15 protein-coding genes are annotated in these 17,871 nt (G+C 64.2%); 8 read left to right on the forward strand and 7 right to left on the reverse strand.

Annotation, left to right across the window (positions count from 1 at the left end):
- Positions 1–7: 7 nt before the first annotated feature.
- Positions 8–976, reverse strand: coding sequence for a quinone oxidoreductase family protein (locus ACQR1W_RS36105; RefSeq protein WP_434855227.1), 969 nt, complete (start codon positions 974–976; stop codon positions 8–10).
- Between the two features lie 100 nt (positions 977–1,076).
- Between ACQR1W_RS36105 and ACQR1W_RS36110 the strand changes: the two genes are divergently transcribed.
- Both ACQR1W_RS36110 and polA read left to right on the forward strand, forming a co-directional pair.
- On the forward strand, positions 1,077–1,961 hold the full coding sequence (locus ACQR1W_RS36110) for a LysR family transcriptional regulator (RefSeq protein ID WP_434855228.1): 885 nt from the start codon (positions 1,077–1,079) through the stop codon (positions 1,959–1,961).
- 40 nt (positions 1,962–2,001) lie between these two features.
- Positions 2,002–5,079 (forward strand): DNA polymerase I, encoded by a 3,078-nt coding sequence (gene polA, locus ACQR1W_RS36115; protein ID WP_434855229.1) that lies wholly within the window; start codon positions 2,002–2,004, stop codon positions 5,077–5,079.
- A gap of 223 nt (positions 5,080–5,302) precedes the next feature.
- Here the strand turns inward: polA and ACQR1W_RS36120 are convergent, their stop codons facing one another.
- Together ACQR1W_RS36120 and ACQR1W_RS36125 are read right to left on the reverse strand one after the other, a co-directional pair.
- A complete protein-coding gene (locus ACQR1W_RS36120) occupies positions 5,303–6,805 on the reverse strand; it encodes a flavin-containing monooxygenase (protein WP_434855230.1) in 1,503 nt (500 codons plus the stop codon).
- Between the two features lie 116 nt (positions 6,806–6,921).
- Positions 6,922–7,692 carry a S1 family peptidase gene (locus ACQR1W_RS36125; RefSeq protein ID WP_434855231.1) on the reverse strand — a complete coding sequence of 257 codons (771 nt, stop codon included), beginning with the start codon at positions 7,690–7,692 and terminating at the stop codon, positions 6,922–6,924.
- 95 nt (positions 7,693–7,787) lie between these two features.
- Here ACQR1W_RS36125 and ACQR1W_RS36130 point away from each other — a divergent pair, with 95 nt between their 5' ends.
- A complete protein-coding gene (locus ACQR1W_RS36130) occupies positions 7,788–8,423 on the forward strand; it encodes an HAD-IA family hydrolase (RefSeq protein ID WP_434855282.1) in 636 nt (211 codons plus the stop codon).
- An 84-nt stretch (positions 8,424–8,507) separates the two neighbouring features.
- Here ACQR1W_RS36130 and mtnA read toward each other — a convergent pair whose 3' ends face one another.
- The 3 genes from mtnA to ACQR1W_RS36145 form a co-directional block, all read right to left on the reverse strand.
- Positions 8,508–9,614 (reverse strand): S-methyl-5-thioribose-1-phosphate isomerase, encoded by a 1,107-nt coding sequence (gene mtnA, locus ACQR1W_RS36135; protein WP_434855232.1) that lies wholly within the window; start codon positions 9,612–9,614, stop codon positions 8,508–8,510.
- Positions 9,615–9,641: 27 nt separating this feature from the next.
- On the reverse strand, positions 9,642–10,523 hold the full coding sequence (locus ACQR1W_RS36140; protein WP_434855233.1) for an S-methyl-5'-thioadenosine phosphorylase: 882 nt from the start codon (positions 10,521–10,523) through the stop codon (positions 9,642–9,644).
- 108 nt (positions 10,524–10,631) lie between these two features.
- Complete coding sequence (locus tag ACQR1W_RS36145) at positions 10,632–10,904, reverse strand: phosphopantetheine-binding protein (RefSeq protein WP_434855234.1); 273 nt, start codon at positions 10,902–10,904, stop codon at positions 10,632–10,634.
- 336 nt (positions 10,905–11,240) lie between these two features.
- Between ACQR1W_RS36145 and ACQR1W_RS36150 the strand changes: the two genes are divergently transcribed.
- From ACQR1W_RS36150 to ACQR1W_RS36160, 3 genes are read left to right on the forward strand one after another with little or no spacing between them, the layout of a single operon-like run.
- On the forward strand, positions 11,241–12,467 hold the full coding sequence (locus ACQR1W_RS36150) for an acyl-CoA dehydrogenase family protein (protein ID WP_434855235.1): 1,227 nt from the start codon (positions 11,241–11,243) through the stop codon (positions 12,465–12,467).
- Positions 12,468–12,516: 49 nt separating this feature from the next.
- On the forward strand, positions 12,517–13,479 hold the full coding sequence (locus ACQR1W_RS36155) for an amino acid--[acyl-carrier-protein] ligase (protein WP_434855236.1): 963 nt from the start codon (positions 12,517–12,519) through the stop codon (positions 13,477–13,479).
- 42 nt (positions 13,480–13,521) lie between these two features.
- Complete coding sequence (locus tag ACQR1W_RS36160) at positions 13,522–14,397, forward strand: acyl-CoA acyltransferase (RefSeq protein ID WP_434855237.1); 876 nt, start codon at positions 13,522–13,524, stop codon at positions 14,395–14,397.
- Positions 14,398–14,399: 2 nt separating this feature from the next.
- Here ACQR1W_RS36160 and ACQR1W_RS36165 read toward each other — a convergent pair whose 3' ends face one another.
- Positions 14,400–15,287 carry a branched-chain amino acid aminotransferase gene (locus ACQR1W_RS36165; protein ID WP_434855238.1) on the reverse strand — a complete coding sequence of 296 codons (888 nt, stop codon included), beginning with the start codon at positions 15,285–15,287 and terminating at the stop codon, positions 14,400–14,402.
- Positions 15,288–15,438: 151 nt separating this feature from the next.
- Here ACQR1W_RS36165 and ACQR1W_RS36170 point away from each other — a divergent pair, with 151 nt between their 5' ends.
- Both ACQR1W_RS36170 and ACQR1W_RS36175 read left to right on the forward strand, forming a co-directional pair.
- Complete coding sequence (locus ACQR1W_RS36170; protein ID WP_434855239.1) at positions 15,439–16,386, forward strand: alpha/beta hydrolase; 948 nt, start codon at positions 15,439–15,441, stop codon at positions 16,384–16,386.
- Between the two features lie 170 nt (positions 16,387–16,556).
- Entirely contained in the window at positions 16,557–17,861 is a 1,305-nt protein-coding gene (locus ACQR1W_RS36175; RefSeq protein ID WP_434855240.1) for an O-acetylhomoserine aminocarboxypropyltransferase/cysteine synthase family protein, read from the forward strand.
- The last annotated feature ends 10 nt before the right edge of the window (positions 17,862–17,871 follow it).

Genomic DNA, 17,871 nt, shown 5'->3' on the forward strand with positions numbered 1-17,871 from the left:
AACTCAGCTACGGGACCAGGTACAGTGCGCCGCGACTGCGCCCATTCTCGAGATCGAGATGAGCGCTGGCGGCTTCTGCGAGCGGATAGGCCGTCACGATGCCGACGAGTTCGCGCGCGATCAGCGCCGCCAGTACGGCAGCGGCGGCGCGGCGATACTCATCTCGGTCGTTCATGTAGGTCATCACGCTCGGGCGCGCCAAGCTCAGGCTGCGCCGGGGCCCGAGCTCATCAAGGTCGAGCTTCGGAATCGGCCCACCAGACTGGCCGATGCTGGCGACGACGCCGAACGGCCTGACACAGGCGAGCGTCTTCGTCAGCGTCGTACCGCCGATGCCGTCATAGGCCACATCGACACCGCGGCCATTCGTCAGCTCGGCCACGGCATGAGCGAAATCGGCATCGCGACCGATGATGACCTGATGCGCTCCCGCTGCGCGGGCAAGCTCGGCCTTGGCATCCGACCCGACCGTGCCGATCACGGTCGCACCGCGGCGGCTGGCCCATCGCGTCAGCACCTGACCGAGGCCGCCCGCGGCGCTATGCACCAGCACCGTGCTGCCGGCTTGCACCGGATAGACGCGGTTCAGCAGCATGAAAGCCGTGATGCCCTTGACGAAGGCGGACGCGACGCTTTCGTCCGACAGCGACGGCGGAAGCTTGACCGCCCGCCAGGCCGGCAGATTGCGCACCGACGCATAGGCCCCGACCGGCGCGCCCGCATAGGCGACGCGGTCGCCGATCGTCACGTCAGTCACATCGGCACCGACGGCGGTCACGATGCCCACCGCCTCAACCCCGGGAATCCCGCCCGGCAGGGGATAAAGCCCGCGGCGCTGATAGATGTCGATGAAATTGACGCCGATCGCGGTCTGATCGAGCCGGATCTCACCGGGCCCGGGCGCTGCGACTTCGACCTCGGCAAGTTCCAGATTCTCCGCGCCTCCTGGAGCCGTCACGCGAACCACGATGGCCATCTCTTCCGCCTCACATGTCTGTCTCGAGAAGGGCATTGTGAGGGACAGCGTTATTATGCGAAACTGCCCAAAAGCTCGCCTCTGATGTTCAATTTTGCACATGATCGACTGGACCGATCTGCATCATTTCGTCATGCTCGCCCGCGAGGGCACGCTGTCGGCCGCCGCCCGCACGCTGGGCGTCGATCATGTCACGGTGGCCCGCCGCATTGCCGCGCTGGAGCGGGCCACGCGGCTGAAGCTGGTCGATCGGCGCGCCCACCTCTATGTGCTGACGGAGGATGGGCGCCGGCTCGCCGCCGCGGCAGCACCGATGGAGGACGCAGCCTATGCGGTCGAACGCACCATCAAGGCGGCGCGTCCTGGGCTTGTGGGCCAGGTTACGATCAGCGCGCCGCCTTCGCTGGCCAATGCCATGATCGCACCCAAGCTGATCGAGCTGCGACGCCAGCATCCGGGCCTCACGATCAAGCTGATCGGCGAGAAGCGGGCCGCGTCGCTGAACCGCCGCGAGGCCGACGTAGCCTTGCGGCTGTCGCGTCCGGCGGAAGCAGGCCTCGTTGCGCGCCGGATCGGCTCTTTCGGTTTCAGCCTCTATGGTGCACCGGCTTACTTGCGCGAAACGCCGCCCTCCGCGGTGAGCTTCATCGCCTATGATGCCAGCATGGACGAAGCGCCGCAGCAGCAATGGCTGAAGGCGATTGCCGGCCGGCGCGCGATCGTGCTGTTGACCAGTGACCTGGAGAACCAGGCGGCTGCGGCGCGCACCGGCGTCGGATTGGCGGCGCTGCCGCATTTTCTCGGCGACCCCGATCCGCAGCTCGTCCGCTTTGATCCCGGCCGTAGCGAGATCACCCGCGAGATCTGGCTCGTCGTCCACCGCGATCTGAGCCGCGCGCCCCTGGTTCGCGCCGTCATGCAGTTCCTGGCACGCTGCGTCAAGCCGGGCCGCCAGGCGAAAAATCCGGTGCGCACGCCGCTCTGAATGGCTGTCATTCCGCGCCAAAAATTCCTAAATTGGCGGCATGCCCAAAGCCCCCCAGAAAGCCGCCGCCGCCAAGCCCGTCACCGCTGTGCCCGCCGCCGAAAAGGCGGCAGTGACAGCTGCTGCCAAAGGTGCCCAAAAGGGCGACCATGTGTTCCTGGTCGACGGCTCGTCCTACATCTTCCGCGCCTATCACGCGCTGCCGCCGCTCAACCGCAAATCGGACGGGCTGCAGGTCAATGCCGTGCTCGGCTTCTGCAACATGCTGTGGAAGCTGTTGCGCGAGATGCCCGAGGACAACCGGCCGACCCATCTCGCCATCGTGTTCGACAAGTCGGAAGTGACCTTCCGCAACACCATCTATCCCGACTACAAGGCGCACCGGCCGCCCGCCCCCGACGACCTCATCCCGCAATTCGCGCTGATCCGCGAGGCCGTGCGCGCATTCGACCTGCCCTGCCTGGAGCAGTCAGGCTTCGAAGCCGACGACCTGATCGCGACCTATGCGCGGCAGGCCTGCGAGCGCGGCGCGAGCACCACGATCGTCTCCTCCGACAAGGACCTGATGCAGCTCGTCACCGATTGCGTCACGATGTACGACACGATGAAGGATCGCCGCATCGGTATCGCCGAGGTGATCGAGAAGTTCGGCGTGCCGCCTGAGAAGGTGGTCGAGGTGCAGGCGCTCGCCGGCGACTCCACCGACAACGTGCCGGGCGTTCCCGGCATCGGCATCAAAACCGCGGCGCAGCTGATCACCGAATATGGCGATCTGGAAGGACTGCTGACGCGCGCTGGCGAGATCAAGCAGCCGAAGCGCCGCGAGGCGCTGATCGAGAACGCCGAGAAGGCGCGGATCTCGCGCCAGCTGGTGCTGCTCGACGACAAGGTTGATCTGGAAGTGCCGCTCGACGACCTCGCCGTGCACGAGCCCGATCCACGCAAGCTGATCTCGTTCCTGAAGGCGATGGAGTTCTCGACGCTGACCCGGCGCGTCGCGGACTATTCGCAGATCGATCCGGCGGATGTTGCCGCCGACGAGCATTTGAAGAGTGCTACGGGTGCAGGCTCCGCCCCCACCCCGCCCTCTCAGAGCGAGCGTTCCTCGTCTCGGCCCGCAACTGAGGAAGGCAGTGCACCGAACAAGCCGCTGCCGAACGCGCCAAGCAGGAGCGCCGATCCGCGCACTGACAAGACGGCCAGCAGCAAGGGCACGCCGGTCGCGCTGACCTCGGCGCGTGCAGACGCTGCAAAGGCTGCACGCATCGATCGGACGGCCTACCAGACCATCCGCAATCTCAACGAACTGAAAGCCTGGATCGCCCGCATCCATGATGTCGGCCATGTTGTCGTCGAGGCCAAGGCCAGCTCGATCGATCCGATGCAGGCCGAGTTCTGCGGCATTGCGCTGGCACGCTCGGCCAACGACGCCTGCTACATCCCGCTCGCGCATCGCGAGGCCGGCGACGGCGCCGGACTGTTCGACGCCGGCCTCGTAGCGGACCAGATCAAGGAGCGCGATGCGCTCGACGCGCTCAAGCCGATCCTGGAATCACCTGGCATTCTGAAGATCGGCTTCAACATCAAATTCGCCGCCGTGATGCTGGCGCAGGCCGGCATTACCTTGAGAAACTACGACGACGTGCAGCTGATGTCGTATGCGCTCGATGCCGGGCGCGGCTCGCACAAGCTGGAGTCGCTCTCTGAACATCTGCTCGGCCACGCCATCATCAGCCATGGCGAGTTGATCGGCAGCGGCAAGAACAAGCTCTCCTTCGATCAGGTCGCGATCGATCGCGCGACGGCCTATTCGGCCGAAGATGCCGACGTGATCTACCGGGTGTGGCGCGTCCTGAAGCCGCGCCTCGTCGCCGAACGCATGACCGCGGTCTATGAGACCCTGGAGCGGCCGCTGGTCTCGGTGCTGGCGCGGATGGAGCGGCGCGGCATCTCGATCGATCGCCAGGTGCTGTCGCGGCTATCAGGGGATTTCGCCCAGACCGCAGCAAGGGTCGAGGCCGAGATCCAGGAGATCGCGGGCGAGCCGATCAATGTCGGCAGCCCCAAGCAGATCGGCGACATCATCTTCGGCAAGATGGGACTGCCCGGCGGCAGCAAGACCAAGACCGGCGCCTGGTCGACCTCGGCGCAGGTGCTCGACGATCTCGCAGAGCAGGGCCACGAGCTGCCGCGCAAGATCCTGGAATGGCGGCAGGTCTCCAAGCTGAAATCGACCTACACCGACGCGCTGCCGGCCTACGTCAATGCGCAGACCCATCGCGTGCACACGACCTACGCGCTGGCGGCAACCACCACCGGGCGGCTGTCGTCAAACGAGCCGAACCTGCAGAACATCCCTGTTCGCACCGAGGACGGCCGCAAGATCCGCCGCGCCTTCATCGCCACACCCGGCCACAAGCTGGTGTCGGCGGACTATTCTCAGATCGAATTGCGGCTGCTGGCCGAGATCGCCGACATTCCGGTGTTGAAGCAAGCGTTCAAGGACGGGCTCGACATTCACGCCATGACGGCCTCCGAAATGTTCGGCGTGCCGATCAAGGACATGCCGAGCGAGGTGCGGCGCCGGGCCAAAGCAATCAATTTCGGCATCATCTACGGCATCTCGGCATTCGGTCTCGCCAACCAGCTCGGCATCCCGCGCGAGGAGGCGTCCGCTTACATCAAGCGTTATTTCGAGCGCTTTCCCGGCATCCGCGACTACATGGATGCGACCAAGGAGTTCTGCCGCAAGCACGGCTATGTCACCACGCTGTTCGGCCGCAAATGTCACTATCCGGAGATCAAGGCCAGCAACGCCTCGGTGCGCTCGTTCAACGAGCGCGCGGCGATCAATGCGAGGCTGCAGGGCACGGCTGCCGACATCATCCGCCGCGCCATGACGCGGGTGGAAGACGCGCTTGCCCGACACAAGCTATCGGCGCAGATGCTGCTGCAGGTGCATGACGAACTGATCTTCGAGGTGCCTGACGAGGAAGTCGAAGCGACGCTCCCCGTCGTGCGGCATGTCATGCAGGACGCGCCGTTCCCGGCGGTGCTGCTGTCGGTCCCGCTTCATGTCGATGCGCGCGCGGCGACCAATTGGGACGAGGCGCATTGAGCGCCTTCTCGCAGCAACATCTGCCGGTCGTTATGGATCCCGCTTCGCGCGCGCAATTGCGCGCTAGGCATCGACCTCTCAGCGTCATTCCGAGACGATGCGGCAACATCGAGCTATGGTGCGCAATTGCGTACCTGAGAATCTCGAGATTCCGGGTTCAGCCCTGACGGGCTGCCCCGGAATGACGGCGTTTGTGACGCGGTAGTAGTAGCCCTCCACGAGCTCAACTATACACGAACGCCTTGTCGTCGAGATCGATTGCCGGAATCTCGTCCTTCTCGGCCCAATAGTCCTGGCTGTGCTGCCATTCCGGCTTGTCGCCGCGCTTCGGCAACAGATGCATGTTGCGCATCATGTAGCCGGGATTGAAGTTCTCCGGATCGATCCAGGACAGCAGCGGCATGTTGTGGTCTTCCGCGCGCAGCGCCGGCACCACCTTGCGCGCACCTATCTCCTTCATGTGCTTCAGCAGACGGCAGACGAAATCCGCGACCAGATCGGTGCGCAGGGTCCAGCTGGCGCGGAAATAGCCGAACACCCAGGCCATGTTCGGCACCCCCGTGAACATCATACCGCGATAGGTCACGGTATCGGCGAAATCGAGCGGCTTGTCGTCGATCGAAAATGCGATGTCACCGAGCACGCACAGGTTAAAGCCGGTTGCGGTGATGATGATATCGGCTGGCAGCTCTTCGCCGGACTTGAGCTTGATTCCGCCTTCGGTGAAACGCTCGATCTCATCGGTCACCACCGAGGCCTTTCCGCTCTTGATGCCCTCGAACAGATCAGCGTCGGGCACGAAGGCAATGCGCTGCCGCCACGGCCGGTAGCTCGGGGTGAAATGCTTCGCCGCGTAGTCGGGGCCGAGGATCGCGCTGATCTGGCCGATCAGCTCCTTCTTCACTTGCTCCGGTTCGCCGATGCAGCGCCTGGTGAACGCGTCCTGCTCGAACAGAATCTTGCGGCGGACGATCTCGTGGATCCATTCTTCCTTGACCTGGAGCTTGCGAAGCTCCTGGGCAAGCTCGATCACGTTGCGGCCGAGGCGGAAATAGGTCGGCGACCGCTGCAGCATGGTGACATGCGCGCATTTGTCGGCAATCGCGGGCAGGATCGTGGCGGCAGTGGCGCCGGAGCCGATCACGACGACGCGCTTGCCATCCAGCGCGAGATCATCCGGCCAGCGCTGCGGATGCACGATACGTCCTTTGAATGCGGCCATGTCAGGCCATTCCGGCGTGTAGCCTTCGGAATGGCGATAGTAGCCCTGGCACATCCAGAGGAAGTTCGCGGTGAAACGCACCGGCTCTTCGGCCGCGCCCTTCACGGCATCGATGGTCCAGACATTGCTGGCGCTTGACCAGCTCGCAGCGATGATCTTGTGCTGATAGCGGATATGGCGGGCGAGATCGTTCTCGTCGATCACCTCACCCATGTAGCTCAGGATTTCCTGGGCGGTCGCGATCGGCGGCCCGACCCACGGCTTGAAGCTGTAGCCGAAGGTGTGCAGGTCACTGTCGGAGCGGATGCCGGGATAACGATGCGTGAGCCAGGTGCCGCCGTAACCCTCCTGGCTCTCGAGAATCACGAAGCTGCTGTCAGGCAGGCTCTTTGTCAGGTGATAGGCGCTGCCGATGCCGGAGATGCCGGCGCCGACAATCAGCACATCAAAATGCTCGGTGACACGGGAGTCCGATGCCTCCCGCACGGGCGCGACGACGTTCATTGTTGTTGTTTGCCTTCGGGCTGAGTTTGGGCGTGTTTTCCTCAGCCCTCAGGCTGGACCTGATCGCGCGCGCGGTCAACTGATCCCTGCGTACCGTTCGACGACATCGATCGGAGTCAATTTCCGCCGAGCGGCATGCCCCATTGTCGCGCGGTCTGCACGATCCAGTCCCGATACAATGTCAGCGGCGTAACGCCGGTCAGCCCGCCGCAGCCATCCGTGACGTTCGGTCCGGTCGACCACGAGATGACGCCAATGATCATCGGACCGGACGGTTGCTGCTCGAACGCCGGCCCACCGGAATCGCCGGTGCAGGCGCCGAGGCCCGACGTAGTGCCCTGCGTTGTGGGATCGACCAGCCTGATCTGCAAAGTGCCGGGCCTGCCGGTTGCGATAAGTGACGCCGTTCGCACCACGCCGCCGCTCTTGCCATCGCCTCTGATCGTGACGCCGATGCCCGCGATCGCAAAGGCATTGCCGGCATTGAGCGGAAGCTGCGGCATGCCAAGCGCAGCAGGCTGACCGGCTTTGGTCGGCGCGTCCAGTTCCAGGAGCGCAACGTCGGCCGTGGCCCGATGCGCCAGGATCGCCTGCAGATTGAAGGCGGGATGCACGGCCACGCGCCTGACGCCTTTCAGCTGCGGCTTGTGATCGCGGTCATATTCCACGATGCGGTAGTCTGCACCGGGCTGCACGCAATGGCCGGCGGTCAGGACCAGCCTCGGCGCGATCAGCGCGCCGCTACAGAAATTGCCGCGCGAGCCGACGAGGGTCACAACCGACCGGCCGGCGGCGTCGTTGGCGGCCGGCGCGCCGCCGACGATGGCAAAGGCGGGAGACACGCTGAGCAGCGCGATCGCCGCGGAAATCTTCAGGAGAGATGTCATCGCCCGCAGCAATAGCGGGTCATGCCGATGTCGCCAAGCTGCCTGGCACGTGCTAGCCGTTCTCCTGAACAATGATGGAAACAGAAGAGGAAGCGATGATCGAGGCGGTGATCTTTGATTTCGGCGGGGTGTTGACGACCTCGCCATTCGAGGCGTTCGCCCGGTTCGAGCAGGAGCGCGGCTATCCCGCCGACATCATCCGCACCACCAACGCCGCCAATCACCTGGAAAATGCCTGGGCGAAGTTCGAGCGCGCCGAGATCGATCTCGACACCTTCGATCGCCTGTTCGCGGAGGAGTCGCTGGCGCTCGGCGGCGCCGCGGTGCGCGGCAGAGAGGTGCTGCCGCTGCTGGCCGGCGACCTGCGTCCAGAGATGGTGGAGGCGCTGAAGCGCATCAAGGCGCGCTTCAAGACCGGCTGCATCACCAACAATCTGCCGGCGAATGCGATCGGCAGCCAGGCCGGGCGCACGCTCTACGTCACCGAGGTGATGGCGCTGTTCGATCACGTCATCGAGTCCGCCAAGATCGGCCTGCGCAAGCCGGATCCGCGCATCTACGAGATGATGGTCGAGACGCTCGGGGTCGATGCGAAGGCCTGCGTCTATCTCGACGATCTCGGCGTCAATCTGAAGCCCGCGCGCGAGCTCGGCATGACCACGATCAAGGTCGTGAGCGCCGCACAGGCGATCGTCGAGCTCGAGGCGGCCACCGGGTTGAGCCTAACATAGCCGTCATTGCGAGCGAAGCGAAGCAATCCACGGTTAAGATTCTGGATTGCTTCGGAGCTCGCGCTCCTCGCAATGACGATTAGTCTAACAGTTCATCTGCTTCGCCCGCTCCGGAAACGCCGCAGCGAGCGAGGCCCGATCGGCATTGAGCACGCCGCGCTCGGTGATCAGGCCGGTCACCAGCCGCGCCGGCGTCACGTCGAAGCCGTAATTCGCAACCGGTGAATTCGGCGGCACGATCCGCACCGTCTCCAACCGGCCGTCCGCCGTTCGCCCGGTCATATCGGTGACCTCGCTGGCGCCACGCTGCTCGATCGGGATCTGCCGGCCGTCAGCCACCGCGAAGTCGATGGTCGGCGACGGCAGCGCCACATAGAACGGCACTCCATTGTCATGTGCGGCCAGCGCTTTCAGATAGGTGCCGATCTTGTTGCAGACATCGCCATTGGCGGCGACGCGATCGGTGCCGACGATGGCCAAATCGACCATGTCATGCTGCATCAGGTGCCCGCCGGTATTATCCGGAATCACCGTATGCGGCACGCCATGATGACCGAGCTCCCAGGCGGTGAGCGAGGCGCCCTGATTGCGCGGCCTGGTCTCGTCGACCCAGACATGAACAGGAATGCCGCGATCGCGAGCCAGATAGATCGGCGCAGTCGCGGTACCCCAATCCACGGTGGCCAGCCAACCGGCATTGCAATGGGTCAGCACGTTAACAGGCTCGCCCGCCTTCTTCTGCGCGGCGATCGCCTCGATCAGCTCGAAGCCATGCTGCGCGATGCCCTGATTGATGATCACGTCCTCGCCGGCGATATCGACCGCGCGGGAATAGGCGGCATCCCGCCGCTCCGACGGCGCCAGCCGTCGCAGCATGGCGCTCATCGTATCGAGTGCCCATTTCAAGTTGATCGCGGTTGGTCGCGTCGACAGCAACATCTGGTAGGCGCGGTCGATCGCCGGATCGGAGCGATCGTCGCGCATCGCGAGCGCCATGCCGAAGGCGGCGGTGGCGCCGATCAGCGGCGCCCCGCGCACCAGCATCGTCCGGATCGCGTCCGCCGCTTCCTCGCACGTGGTCAGCTTCGCAACGACGAACTCATGCGGCAGCCGGCGCTGATCAATCGCGGCGACCGTCCAGCCGTCGGCATCGAGCCAGATGCTGCGGTAGTGCCTGCCGTCCACCTTCATCCGCGCGCCCCTTCTCAGAATTGGTTCTCAGATCTGGCTCCGCAACACCCGTCCCGCAACGGCGTCGAGCTTCTTGAGCAGTTCCGGATCACGTGCCTCCGGCGCGGTGATCAGAGCGGTATCGAGCGCCCGGTCGGAGCCGATCGGGCAGGATTCGTGTTCGCGCGGAAAATCCTGCGCGAGCCTGGCGACGAGCGTCTTGGCCTTGTCCGCATTCGTCGTCAACACGCGGATGATGTCCTGCACCGTGACGGCGTCATGGTCCGGATGCCAGCAGTCGAAATCCGTCACCATCGCCACCGTCGCGTAGCAGATCTCCGCCTCGCGCGCGAGCTTGGCCTCGGGCATGTTGGTCATGCCGATCACCGAATAGCCTGACAGCTTGTAGGTCATGCTCTCGGCATAGGTCGAGAATTGCGGCCCCTCCATGCAGACATAGGTGCCGCCGCGCGCGATCGGAATCCCCTCGATCTCCGCGGCCGCCGCCAGATGGATGCGCAGTCGGGGCGAGACCGGGTGCGCCATCGACACGTGGGCGACGCAGCCCTTGCCGAAGAATGAGCTCTCGCGCTTGTAGGTGCGGTCGACGAATTGATCGACGAGCACGAAGGTGCCGGGCGGCAACTCTTCCTTGAAGGAACCGCAGGCCGACAGCGACACCAGGTCGGTGACGCCGGCGCGCTTCAGGACGTCGATATTGGCGCGGTAGTTGATGTCGGAGGGCGAGAGCCGATGGCCCTTGTCATGGCGCGGCAGGAACACGATCGGCAGGCCCGCGATGGTGCCGCGGCGGACCGGTGCCGACGGCTCGCCCCACGGACTTGCAATCGCCTCTTCGCGCGCGTTCTCAAGGCCCGGGAGGTCATAAATGCCCGAACCGCCGATAATGCCCAGAACCGACCTTGTCATGCTCACCCCGTCTCCGTCCGGGACGAGCTATGCCAGCTTTAGGGCAAATTGAAAATGGCTACCGGCGGGTGTGCCCAAAGATGTGACCCGCCACGCTTCGCGAGCGGCTCAGGCGGCCTCGGCCGCCTGCAACTGGTCCGCGACCAGCCGTTCCAGCGTCGCCACCGATTGGAAGTTCTCCGGCGTGATCAGCTCCTGCGGGATGGTGAAGTCGAACTCCGCTTCGACCGCGAGCATCAGGTTGACCATGTCCATCGAGGTGAGGCCGACATCGACCAGCAGCGCCTCGGGAGAGAGTTCGACCGACACGGAGTTCTGCACGAGGATCTCGCGCACCAGGGTCTCGATCCGGCTGCGGATGTTGGTTTCCAGGGCCTGCATTCACGTCCTCTCAGCTCGCGAAATTCGCGAAAATCCATCGCGATATGTCCACCTGAAAATAACGCGGCCACGGCGTAAATTCAGCACCGCGGGTGGCGAGGGACTCCTGCATCTGATCTTAAGGCTAACGTCTTGCTGACAATCTTCCGAAACGCAAAAACCGGGAGTTAACCGACGTGTCCGGAATAGATCGTGTTTACCCTGAATTCCGTCGACGCATTTGAATCAAATCCATACGCTGACGGGCAAGTTCCAATGAGTCAGAGTTGCGTTTCGGTATCGCTGCATGCCGGACGCCCCGATCTCTGACCGGCAATTCGGAGGCAAGATCGGGTCATGAACGTCCAAGACAGCACACTGCATCACCCCGCGCCGGGCGAAGTCGAACACCTGCTGCTCGACCGCGGCTCCATGTTCCTGCAGCGGATGTCGGCGGTTGCCGCGCAGGCGGCGGCGGAAGCGGACGAGGTCGACCGGCAGGCGCGCTTCCCCAAGGCTGCGATCGATGCCGCGCGCCAGCAGAAGCTACTGGGCATGCAGATCCCGGTCGAGTTCGGCGGCTTCGGCGCCTCGGTCCAAGATATTGCGGAAGTCTGTTACACGCTGGGCCGAGCCTGTGCCTCCACTGCGATGATCTTCGCGATGCATCAGACCAAAGTGGCGTGCCTGGTCCGGCACGGCCGGGGCAACGCCCATATCGAGGCGCTGATGCGCCGCATCGCCTCCGAGCAGCTGCTCCTGGCGTCATCCACCACCGAGGGGCAAAACGGCGGCAACATCCGCGCCAGCGCGGCTGCGATCAGTCAGAGCGGCGACGAGATCACCTTGTTGCGCGATGCCACCGTGATTTCCTATGGCGCCGAAGCGGACGGGCTGGTGACCATTGCGCGGCGCGCCGACGATGCAGCGGCATCCGACCAGGTGTTGCTGGCGCTCACCGTCGACGACTATTCGCTGAAACCGACGCTCGGCTGGGAAACGCTCGGCATGCGCGGCACCTGCTCGAAGGGCTTCGAGCTCAAAGTACATTGCCCGGCGGACCGGGTTTTTCCAGAATCCTACGACCGCATCCACGTCCAGACCATGACGCCGTTTGCGCATCTGACCTGGTCCTCCGCCTGGGCCGGCGTCGCTGCGGCAGCCGTCCAGCGGGCCCAGCGCTTCATCCGCAAGGCCGCGCGCAGCGCCGGCGGACAGATGCCGCCCGCGGCGGCACATTTCACCGCGGCGAAGATGTCGCTGGCCAAGTTCCGCGCCATGATCTCGACCAACATGGATGCCTTCATTGCCCGCGAATATGACGAGCGCGCGCTGTCCTCGCTCGACTTCCAGTCTTCGATCACGCTGCTCAAGGTCGAGGCCTCCGAGCTCGCGGTCGAGACCGTGATGCGGGCGATGCGGGCCTGCGGCCTTTCCGGCTATCGCAACGACGGCGAATTCACGATTGGGCGTCACTTGCGCGACGTGCTGTCCGCGCCGATCATGATCAACAACGATCGCATCCTCGCCAACGTCTCGACCTCGAGCTTGATGAGCGCAGTCCCGACCTCATTGCACGACTGAGGCCGCCCCTCATTTCTCCACCCGATCTTCGCATTTGGGATCTTCCACGATGACCATTCCCGTTCTGCCGCAATCGCCCGAGATTGCGCCGCAGCCTGCTGATCCCTTGGATCATCTCACCGACAGGCTGTTTCACCGCATGGGTGCGGACGGCGTCTATGCTCGGACTGCGCTCTACGAGGACATGGTCGAGCGGCTTGCAGCGCTGATCACGCGGCATCGCGAGCCCGGCACCGAGGTGATGCGCTTCCCGCCGGTGATGAGCCGCGCCCAACTGGAGAAATCCGGCTACCTCAAGAGCTTTCCGAATCTGCTGGGCTGCGTCTGCGGCCTGCACGGGACCGAGCGCGACATCAACGCCGCCGTCAGCCGCTTCGACGCCGGCGGCGACTGGACCACATCGCTGTCACCCGCCGACCTCGTGCTGTCGCCCGCGGCCTGCTATCCGGTCTATCCGATCGCGGCGAGTCGCGGAGCGCCTCCCAAGGGTGGGCTGCGCTTCGACGTGGCGGCTGATTGCTTCCGCCGCGAGCCGTCGCGGCACCTCGACCGGCTGCAATCGTTCCGGATGCGCGAATATGTCTGCATCGGCACGCCCAACGATGTTTCCGCGTTCCGCGAGCGCTGGATGGTGCGGGCACAGGCGATCGCACGCGACCTCGGTCTTTCCTTCCGCGTCGATCAGGCCAGCGACCTCTTTTTCGGTCGTGTCGGCCAGATGAAGGCGGTGAGCCAGAAACAGCAGTCGCTCAAATTCGAGCTGCTGGTGCCGCTGCGCTCGGAGGACCAGCCGACCGCCTGCATGAGCTTCAACTATCATCGCGAGCATTTCGGCACCACCTGGGACATCGTTGATGCGAACGGCGAACCGGCCCATACCGGCTGCGTGGCGTTCGGTATGGACCGCCTGGCCGTGGCGATGTTTCACACCCACGGCACGGAGCAGAACAAATGGCCGTCGCCGGTGCGAGAGATCCTCGGCCTCGAGCGACAGGCAGTCGTCGCGGACTGATCATCAGGCAGCGATAGGTACAGGGACGGGCATGGCCGTCAGATGAGCGCGCCCAACCCCATGATCCGCTGCCGGGAGATCACGCCGGCCGATCTCGATGTGATCGCGGATCTGCTGACACGCGGCTTCCAGGGCCGCCGCCGGGACTATTGGCTGAAGGGGTTGCAGCGTCAGGCCACGCGGGAGGCACCGGAGAGCTATCCGCGCTTTGGCTACATGCTCGATCACGGAGGCAGAGCGGTCGGCGTGCTGCTCCTGATCTACACTGCACGCGGTGACGGGGCGCAAGTCTGGTGCAACCTGTCGAGCTGGTATGTCGAACCGGCGTTCCGCAACTGCGCCCCGATGCTGACCAAAATTGCGCAGCGACTCAAGGACGTGACCTACTTCAATATCAGCGCCGCGCGTGGCACCTGGCCGATCATCGAGGCGCAGGGCTTTCGATCCTATTGCGAAGGCGTTGTCCTGTCGGTCCCGGCGCTGTCGCGCGCGGAACGCGGCACATATATCGAGGTCGTGACCGCTGATACCACTGCGATTGACGGCCTGACGAGCGAGGAAGCGAAACTCCTGATCCGCCATGCGCGATATGGCTGCCTCAGCATTGCGATCCGCTCCCAGCACGGGACCATACCCTTCGTGCTGCAGCCGTTCCGGATTCGCCGCGGATTGGTTCCCCTGCCCGTGATGCAGCTGATCTACTGTCGAGATACGGTTGACTATGTTGCCTATGCCGGCAACATCGGCCGCTTCCTGCTCGGGCGCGGCAAGATGGCAGTCCTGCTCGATGCAAATGGTCCGGTGCCGGACCTAATCGGCGTCTTTACCGAGCGCCGCGGCCGGAAATATGTCAAGGGTCCGCACCGGCCGCGACTGGGCAATCTCAGCGACACCGAGCTCGTACTGTACGGGCCTTGAAGCTACGCTGCCAGCTTGATCGCGTGCGCGTAATCCCAATACAATTTGCGCGCCCTGGTATAGACCGGACCGATCGAAAGCTGCCTGTCATCGATACGGATGACCGGCGCCACCTTGGCAAAATTGCCGGAGGAGAAGATCTCGTCCGCATTCAGGAAGTCGTCATAGCGCAGCGTGGCCTCGACCACGGTGACGCCGTCGCTCCGCAACAGCTCGATCACCCGCTGCCGCGTGATGCCGTTGAGGAAGGTTCCATTCGGCGCCGGCGTATAGACCACCCCGTCCTTGACCATGAACACGTTGGCGTTGCCGAATTCGGCGACATTGCCGAGCAGATCGAGCATCAGGCAATTGTTGAAGCCGCGGGACGCCGCTTCGATCAGCGCGCGCGAATTGTTCGGATAGAGGCAGGCGGCCTTGGCATCGACCGGCGCGCATTCGGCGGTCGGCCGGCGGAACGGCGACAGCGTGATGGCGTTCCCGGTCGGCTGTGGCATCGGCGCTTCATAGATGCACAGGCACCAATTGGTGGTCTCGGGATCGAACAGCACGCCACCGCCGGCGCCATGCTGGGCCCAATACATCGGCCGGATATAAAGCTCGGCATTCGGGCTGAACTTCGCGATGCCTTCGCGCGCGAGCCCGATCCAGGTGTCCACGTCCACCACCGGCTTGAGCCGGAAGTTGGTTGCAGATTGATTGACCCGCGCGCAGTGGCGGTCGAGATCCGGCGCGACCCCTTCGAAGGCCCTGGCGCCGTCGAACACCGTCGAGGCGAGCCATGTTGCATGCGTCCGCACGCCCATGATCGGCGCATTCCCCTCCTGCCACTGGCCCTCGAAAAAGGTCCAGGTCTGCGAATAGCTGACAGGTTTGACGATGTGGCTCATGATAAGGCCTCGCGCGACGCTCCGGTGGACATTGTAGCCTCCTTTTCGCGGGAATGATTTAACGATTTGCGTGGTCCACGCGCTGTGGCTCACGACCGATTCAGGATTGCCCGGCAGAATGGCCGAAGCTTTCCAGTCAATCGGATCCGCCATGCCGCTCGATCCCCGCGCTCAGCGCCTGCTCACGATGATGGCTGCAGCCGCCAAGCCTGCTCGGCAACGACCATCGGTCGAAGAGCGCCGGCAATCGCTTGCCAAGCTGATGCAGTTCGCCCGGGCCGATCTGAATCGCGTAACGATGAAGGACGGCACTCTGCCGGGCGCCGCGAGCGAGCTTCGTTACCGGCTTTACGCTCCCGCAGATCAAGCCAGCGAGCAGCTGCCGGGCTTCGTCTACTTTCACGGCGGCGGCATGGTGGCCGGTAGCATCGAAACGCATCACCATCTCACCGCTGCCCTCGCGCTGGCGACCGGGTGCCGCCTGGTCTCGATCGACTACCGACTGGCACCCGAGCATCCGTTCCCGGCCGCAATCGAGGATGCCATTGCAGCCACGGCGTTCGCCTGGCGCAATGCCGCCTCGCTTGGGATTGATGCCACGCGACTCGTGATCGGCGGCGATTCCGCAGGCGCCGCCCTCGCCGCTGTCGTCTGCCAGGAGGCAATGCAGACCGAAGGCGTCCCAATCGGAGCGCAGTGCCTGATCTGCCCCGTACTCGACTTCGCCGATACCTCAGGCTCGCGCGAGGCCTTTGCCGAAGGCTATCTGATCGACCGGACGACCCTCGAGGCCGACCTTGCGGATTATCTGCCCGAAGGTGCAGACAGCGCTGATCCCAGGGTGTCTCCTCTTCGTGCGGCGCGCCTTGTCGGCCTGCCGCCCGCAATCATCCATACCGCCGAGTTCGATCCGATGCGCGACGAAGGCGATGCCTATGCGCGGCGGCTCCGCGCCGCGGGCGTTCCCGTTGCACATGTCTGCCATGGCGGCATGATCCATAACTTCCACTGCATGAGCGCGCTGTTGCCGCGGGCGCAAGCCGCGCTGGCGCAGATCGGAGAGCAGGTTGCGCGCATGCTCGGAGTACCGACAAATTGATTCAAGATCTAATCGCGGGTCGCGCATATCCAGCGGCCGTCGTAATCCGTTAGGGTTATTTCGTCGTTCTTGTCGCGAATTATTGTCCGCTTCACCCCTCATCTCTAACAAGGGCACGGCGCAGAACGCATCTCAACGGCATATGCGATGCGCGGGAGCGGAGTTCGACGATGCGCAACGAGACCATTGCCATTCACGCCGGCTACGAGCCCGATCCGACCACGAAAGCCGTCGCTGTTCCGATCTATCAGACCGCAGCCTATGCTTTCGACAGCGCCGATCATGGCGCCGCGCTGTTCAACCTGGAAGCCGAGGGCTATCGCTACAGCCGGATTTCCAATCCCACGACGGCGGTGCTCGAGAAGCGCGTCAGCGAGCTCGAGGGCGGCGTCGGCGCGCTTGCCGTCGGCACCGGCCAGGCTGCGCTGCATTTCGCATTCGTCAACCTCGCCGACCATGGCGGCAACATCGTCTCCGTCCCGCAGCTCTACGGCACCACCCACACGTTGCTCGGACACATCTTGCCGCGGCAGGGGATCATCGGTCGCTTCGCAGAGAGCGACCAGCCCGACGCCATCGAGCGGCTCATCGACGAGAACACCAGGGCGGTCTTTGCCGAGACCATCGGCAATCCCGCAGGTAATGTCTGCGACATCGAGGCGCTTGCGAAGGTCGCGCATCGCAATGGCGTGCCGTTGCTCGTCGACAATACCGTCGCGACGCCGATTCTCCTGAAGCCATTCGATTACGGGGCCGACATCGCCGTCCATTCGCTGACGAAGTTTCTCGGCGGCCACGGCACGACGCTCGGCGGAGCTCTGGTCGACAGCGGCAACTTTCCCTGGAAACAGCACGCCGATCGCTTTCCGGCCTTCAGCCAGCCCGACGCCTCCTATCACGGCCTCGTCTACACCGATCATTTCGGCAAGAGCGCCTTCATCCAGCGGGCGCGCAGCGTCTATCAGCGCACGATGGGCGCGGTGCTGTCGCCCTTCAACGCCTTCCTGCTGCTGCAGGGCATCGAGACGGTGGCGCTGCGGATGGAGCGCCACGTCGAGAATGCGCGCAAGGTCGCCGAATTCCTCCGCAACGATCCGCGCGTGGCCTGGGTGAACTACGCGGGCTTTTCCGACAGTCCGTACTATCCGCTCGTCCAGAAGTATCTCGGCGGCCGCGCCTCCTCGCTTTTCACCTTCGGCATCAGGGGAGGGCTCGAGGCCGGGAAGGCGTTCTATGACTCGCTGAAGCTGATCACCCGGCTCGTCAATATCGGTGACGCCAAGTCGCTGGCCTGCCATCCGGCCTCGACAACGCATCGGCAGATGTCCGCCGAAGAACAGCGCAAGGCCGGCGTTCTGCCCGAGACGATCAGGCTCTCGATCGGCATCGAACACATCAGCGACATCATCGAGGATCTCGATCAGGCACTGACCCAGGCTGTCGCCCGGCAGCCCCGGCTTGCTGCAGCCGAATAGCGCCAGTCAC

It is taken from the genome of Bradyrhizobium sp. HKCCYLS1011, from assembly GCF_051167795.1.
Lineage (GTDB): Bacteria > Pseudomonadota > Alphaproteobacteria > Rhizobiales > Xanthobacteraceae > Bradyrhizobium.

Excerpts from the sequence above, each read along its gene's own strand:
- ACQR1W_RS36105 (WP_434855227.1), bottom strand. The coding sequence starts at position 976 with ATGGCCATCGTGGTTCGCGTGACGGCTCCAGGAGGCGCGGAGAATCTG.
- ACQR1W_RS36110 (WP_434855228.1), top strand. The coding sequence starts at position 1,077 with ATGATCGACTGGACCGATCTGCATCATTTCGTCATGCTCGCCCGCGAG.
- polA (WP_434855229.1), top strand. The coding sequence starts at position 2,002 with ATGCCCAAAGCCCCCCAGAAAGCCGCCGCCGCCAAGCCCGTCACCGCT.
- ACQR1W_RS36120 (WP_434855230.1), bottom strand. The coding sequence starts at position 6,805 with ATGAACGTCGTCGCGCCCGTGCGGGAGGCATCGGACTCCCGTGTCACC.
- ACQR1W_RS36125 (WP_434855231.1), bottom strand. The coding sequence starts at position 7,692 with ATGACATCTCTCCTGAAGATTTCCGCGGCGATCGCGCTGCTCAGCGTG.
- ACQR1W_RS36130 (WP_434855282.1), top strand. The coding sequence starts at position 7,788 with ATGATCGAGGCGGTGATCTTTGATTTCGGCGGGGTGTTGACGACCTCG.
- mtnA (WP_434855232.1), bottom strand. The coding sequence starts at position 9,614 with ATGAAGGTGGACGGCAGGCACTACCGCAGCATCTGGCTCGATGCCGAC.
- ACQR1W_RS36140 (WP_434855233.1), bottom strand. The coding sequence starts at position 10,523 with ATGACAAGGTCGGTTCTGGGCATTATCGGCGGTTCGGGCATTTATGAC.
- ACQR1W_RS36145 (WP_434855234.1), bottom strand. The coding sequence starts at position 10,904 with ATGCAGGCCCTGGAAACCAACATCCGCAGCCGGATCGAGACCCTGGTG.
- ACQR1W_RS36150 (WP_434855235.1), top strand. The coding sequence starts at position 11,241 with ATGAACGTCCAAGACAGCACACTGCATCACCCCGCGCCGGGCGAAGTC.
- ACQR1W_RS36155 (WP_434855236.1), top strand. The coding sequence starts at position 12,517 with ATGACCATTCCCGTTCTGCCGCAATCGCCCGAGATTGCGCCGCAGCCT.
- ACQR1W_RS36160 (WP_434855237.1), top strand. The coding sequence starts at position 13,522 with ATGAGCGCGCCCAACCCCATGATCCGCTGCCGGGAGATCACGCCGGCC.
- ACQR1W_RS36165 (WP_434855238.1), bottom strand. The coding sequence starts at position 15,287 with ATGAGCCACATCGTCAAACCTGTCAGCTATTCGCAGACCTGGACCTTT.
- ACQR1W_RS36170 (WP_434855239.1), top strand. The coding sequence starts at position 15,439 with ATGCCGCTCGATCCCCGCGCTCAGCGCCTGCTCACGATGATGGCTGCA.
- ACQR1W_RS36175 (WP_434855240.1), top strand. The coding sequence starts at position 16,557 with ATGCGCAACGAGACCATTGCCATTCACGCCGGCTACGAGCCCGATCCG.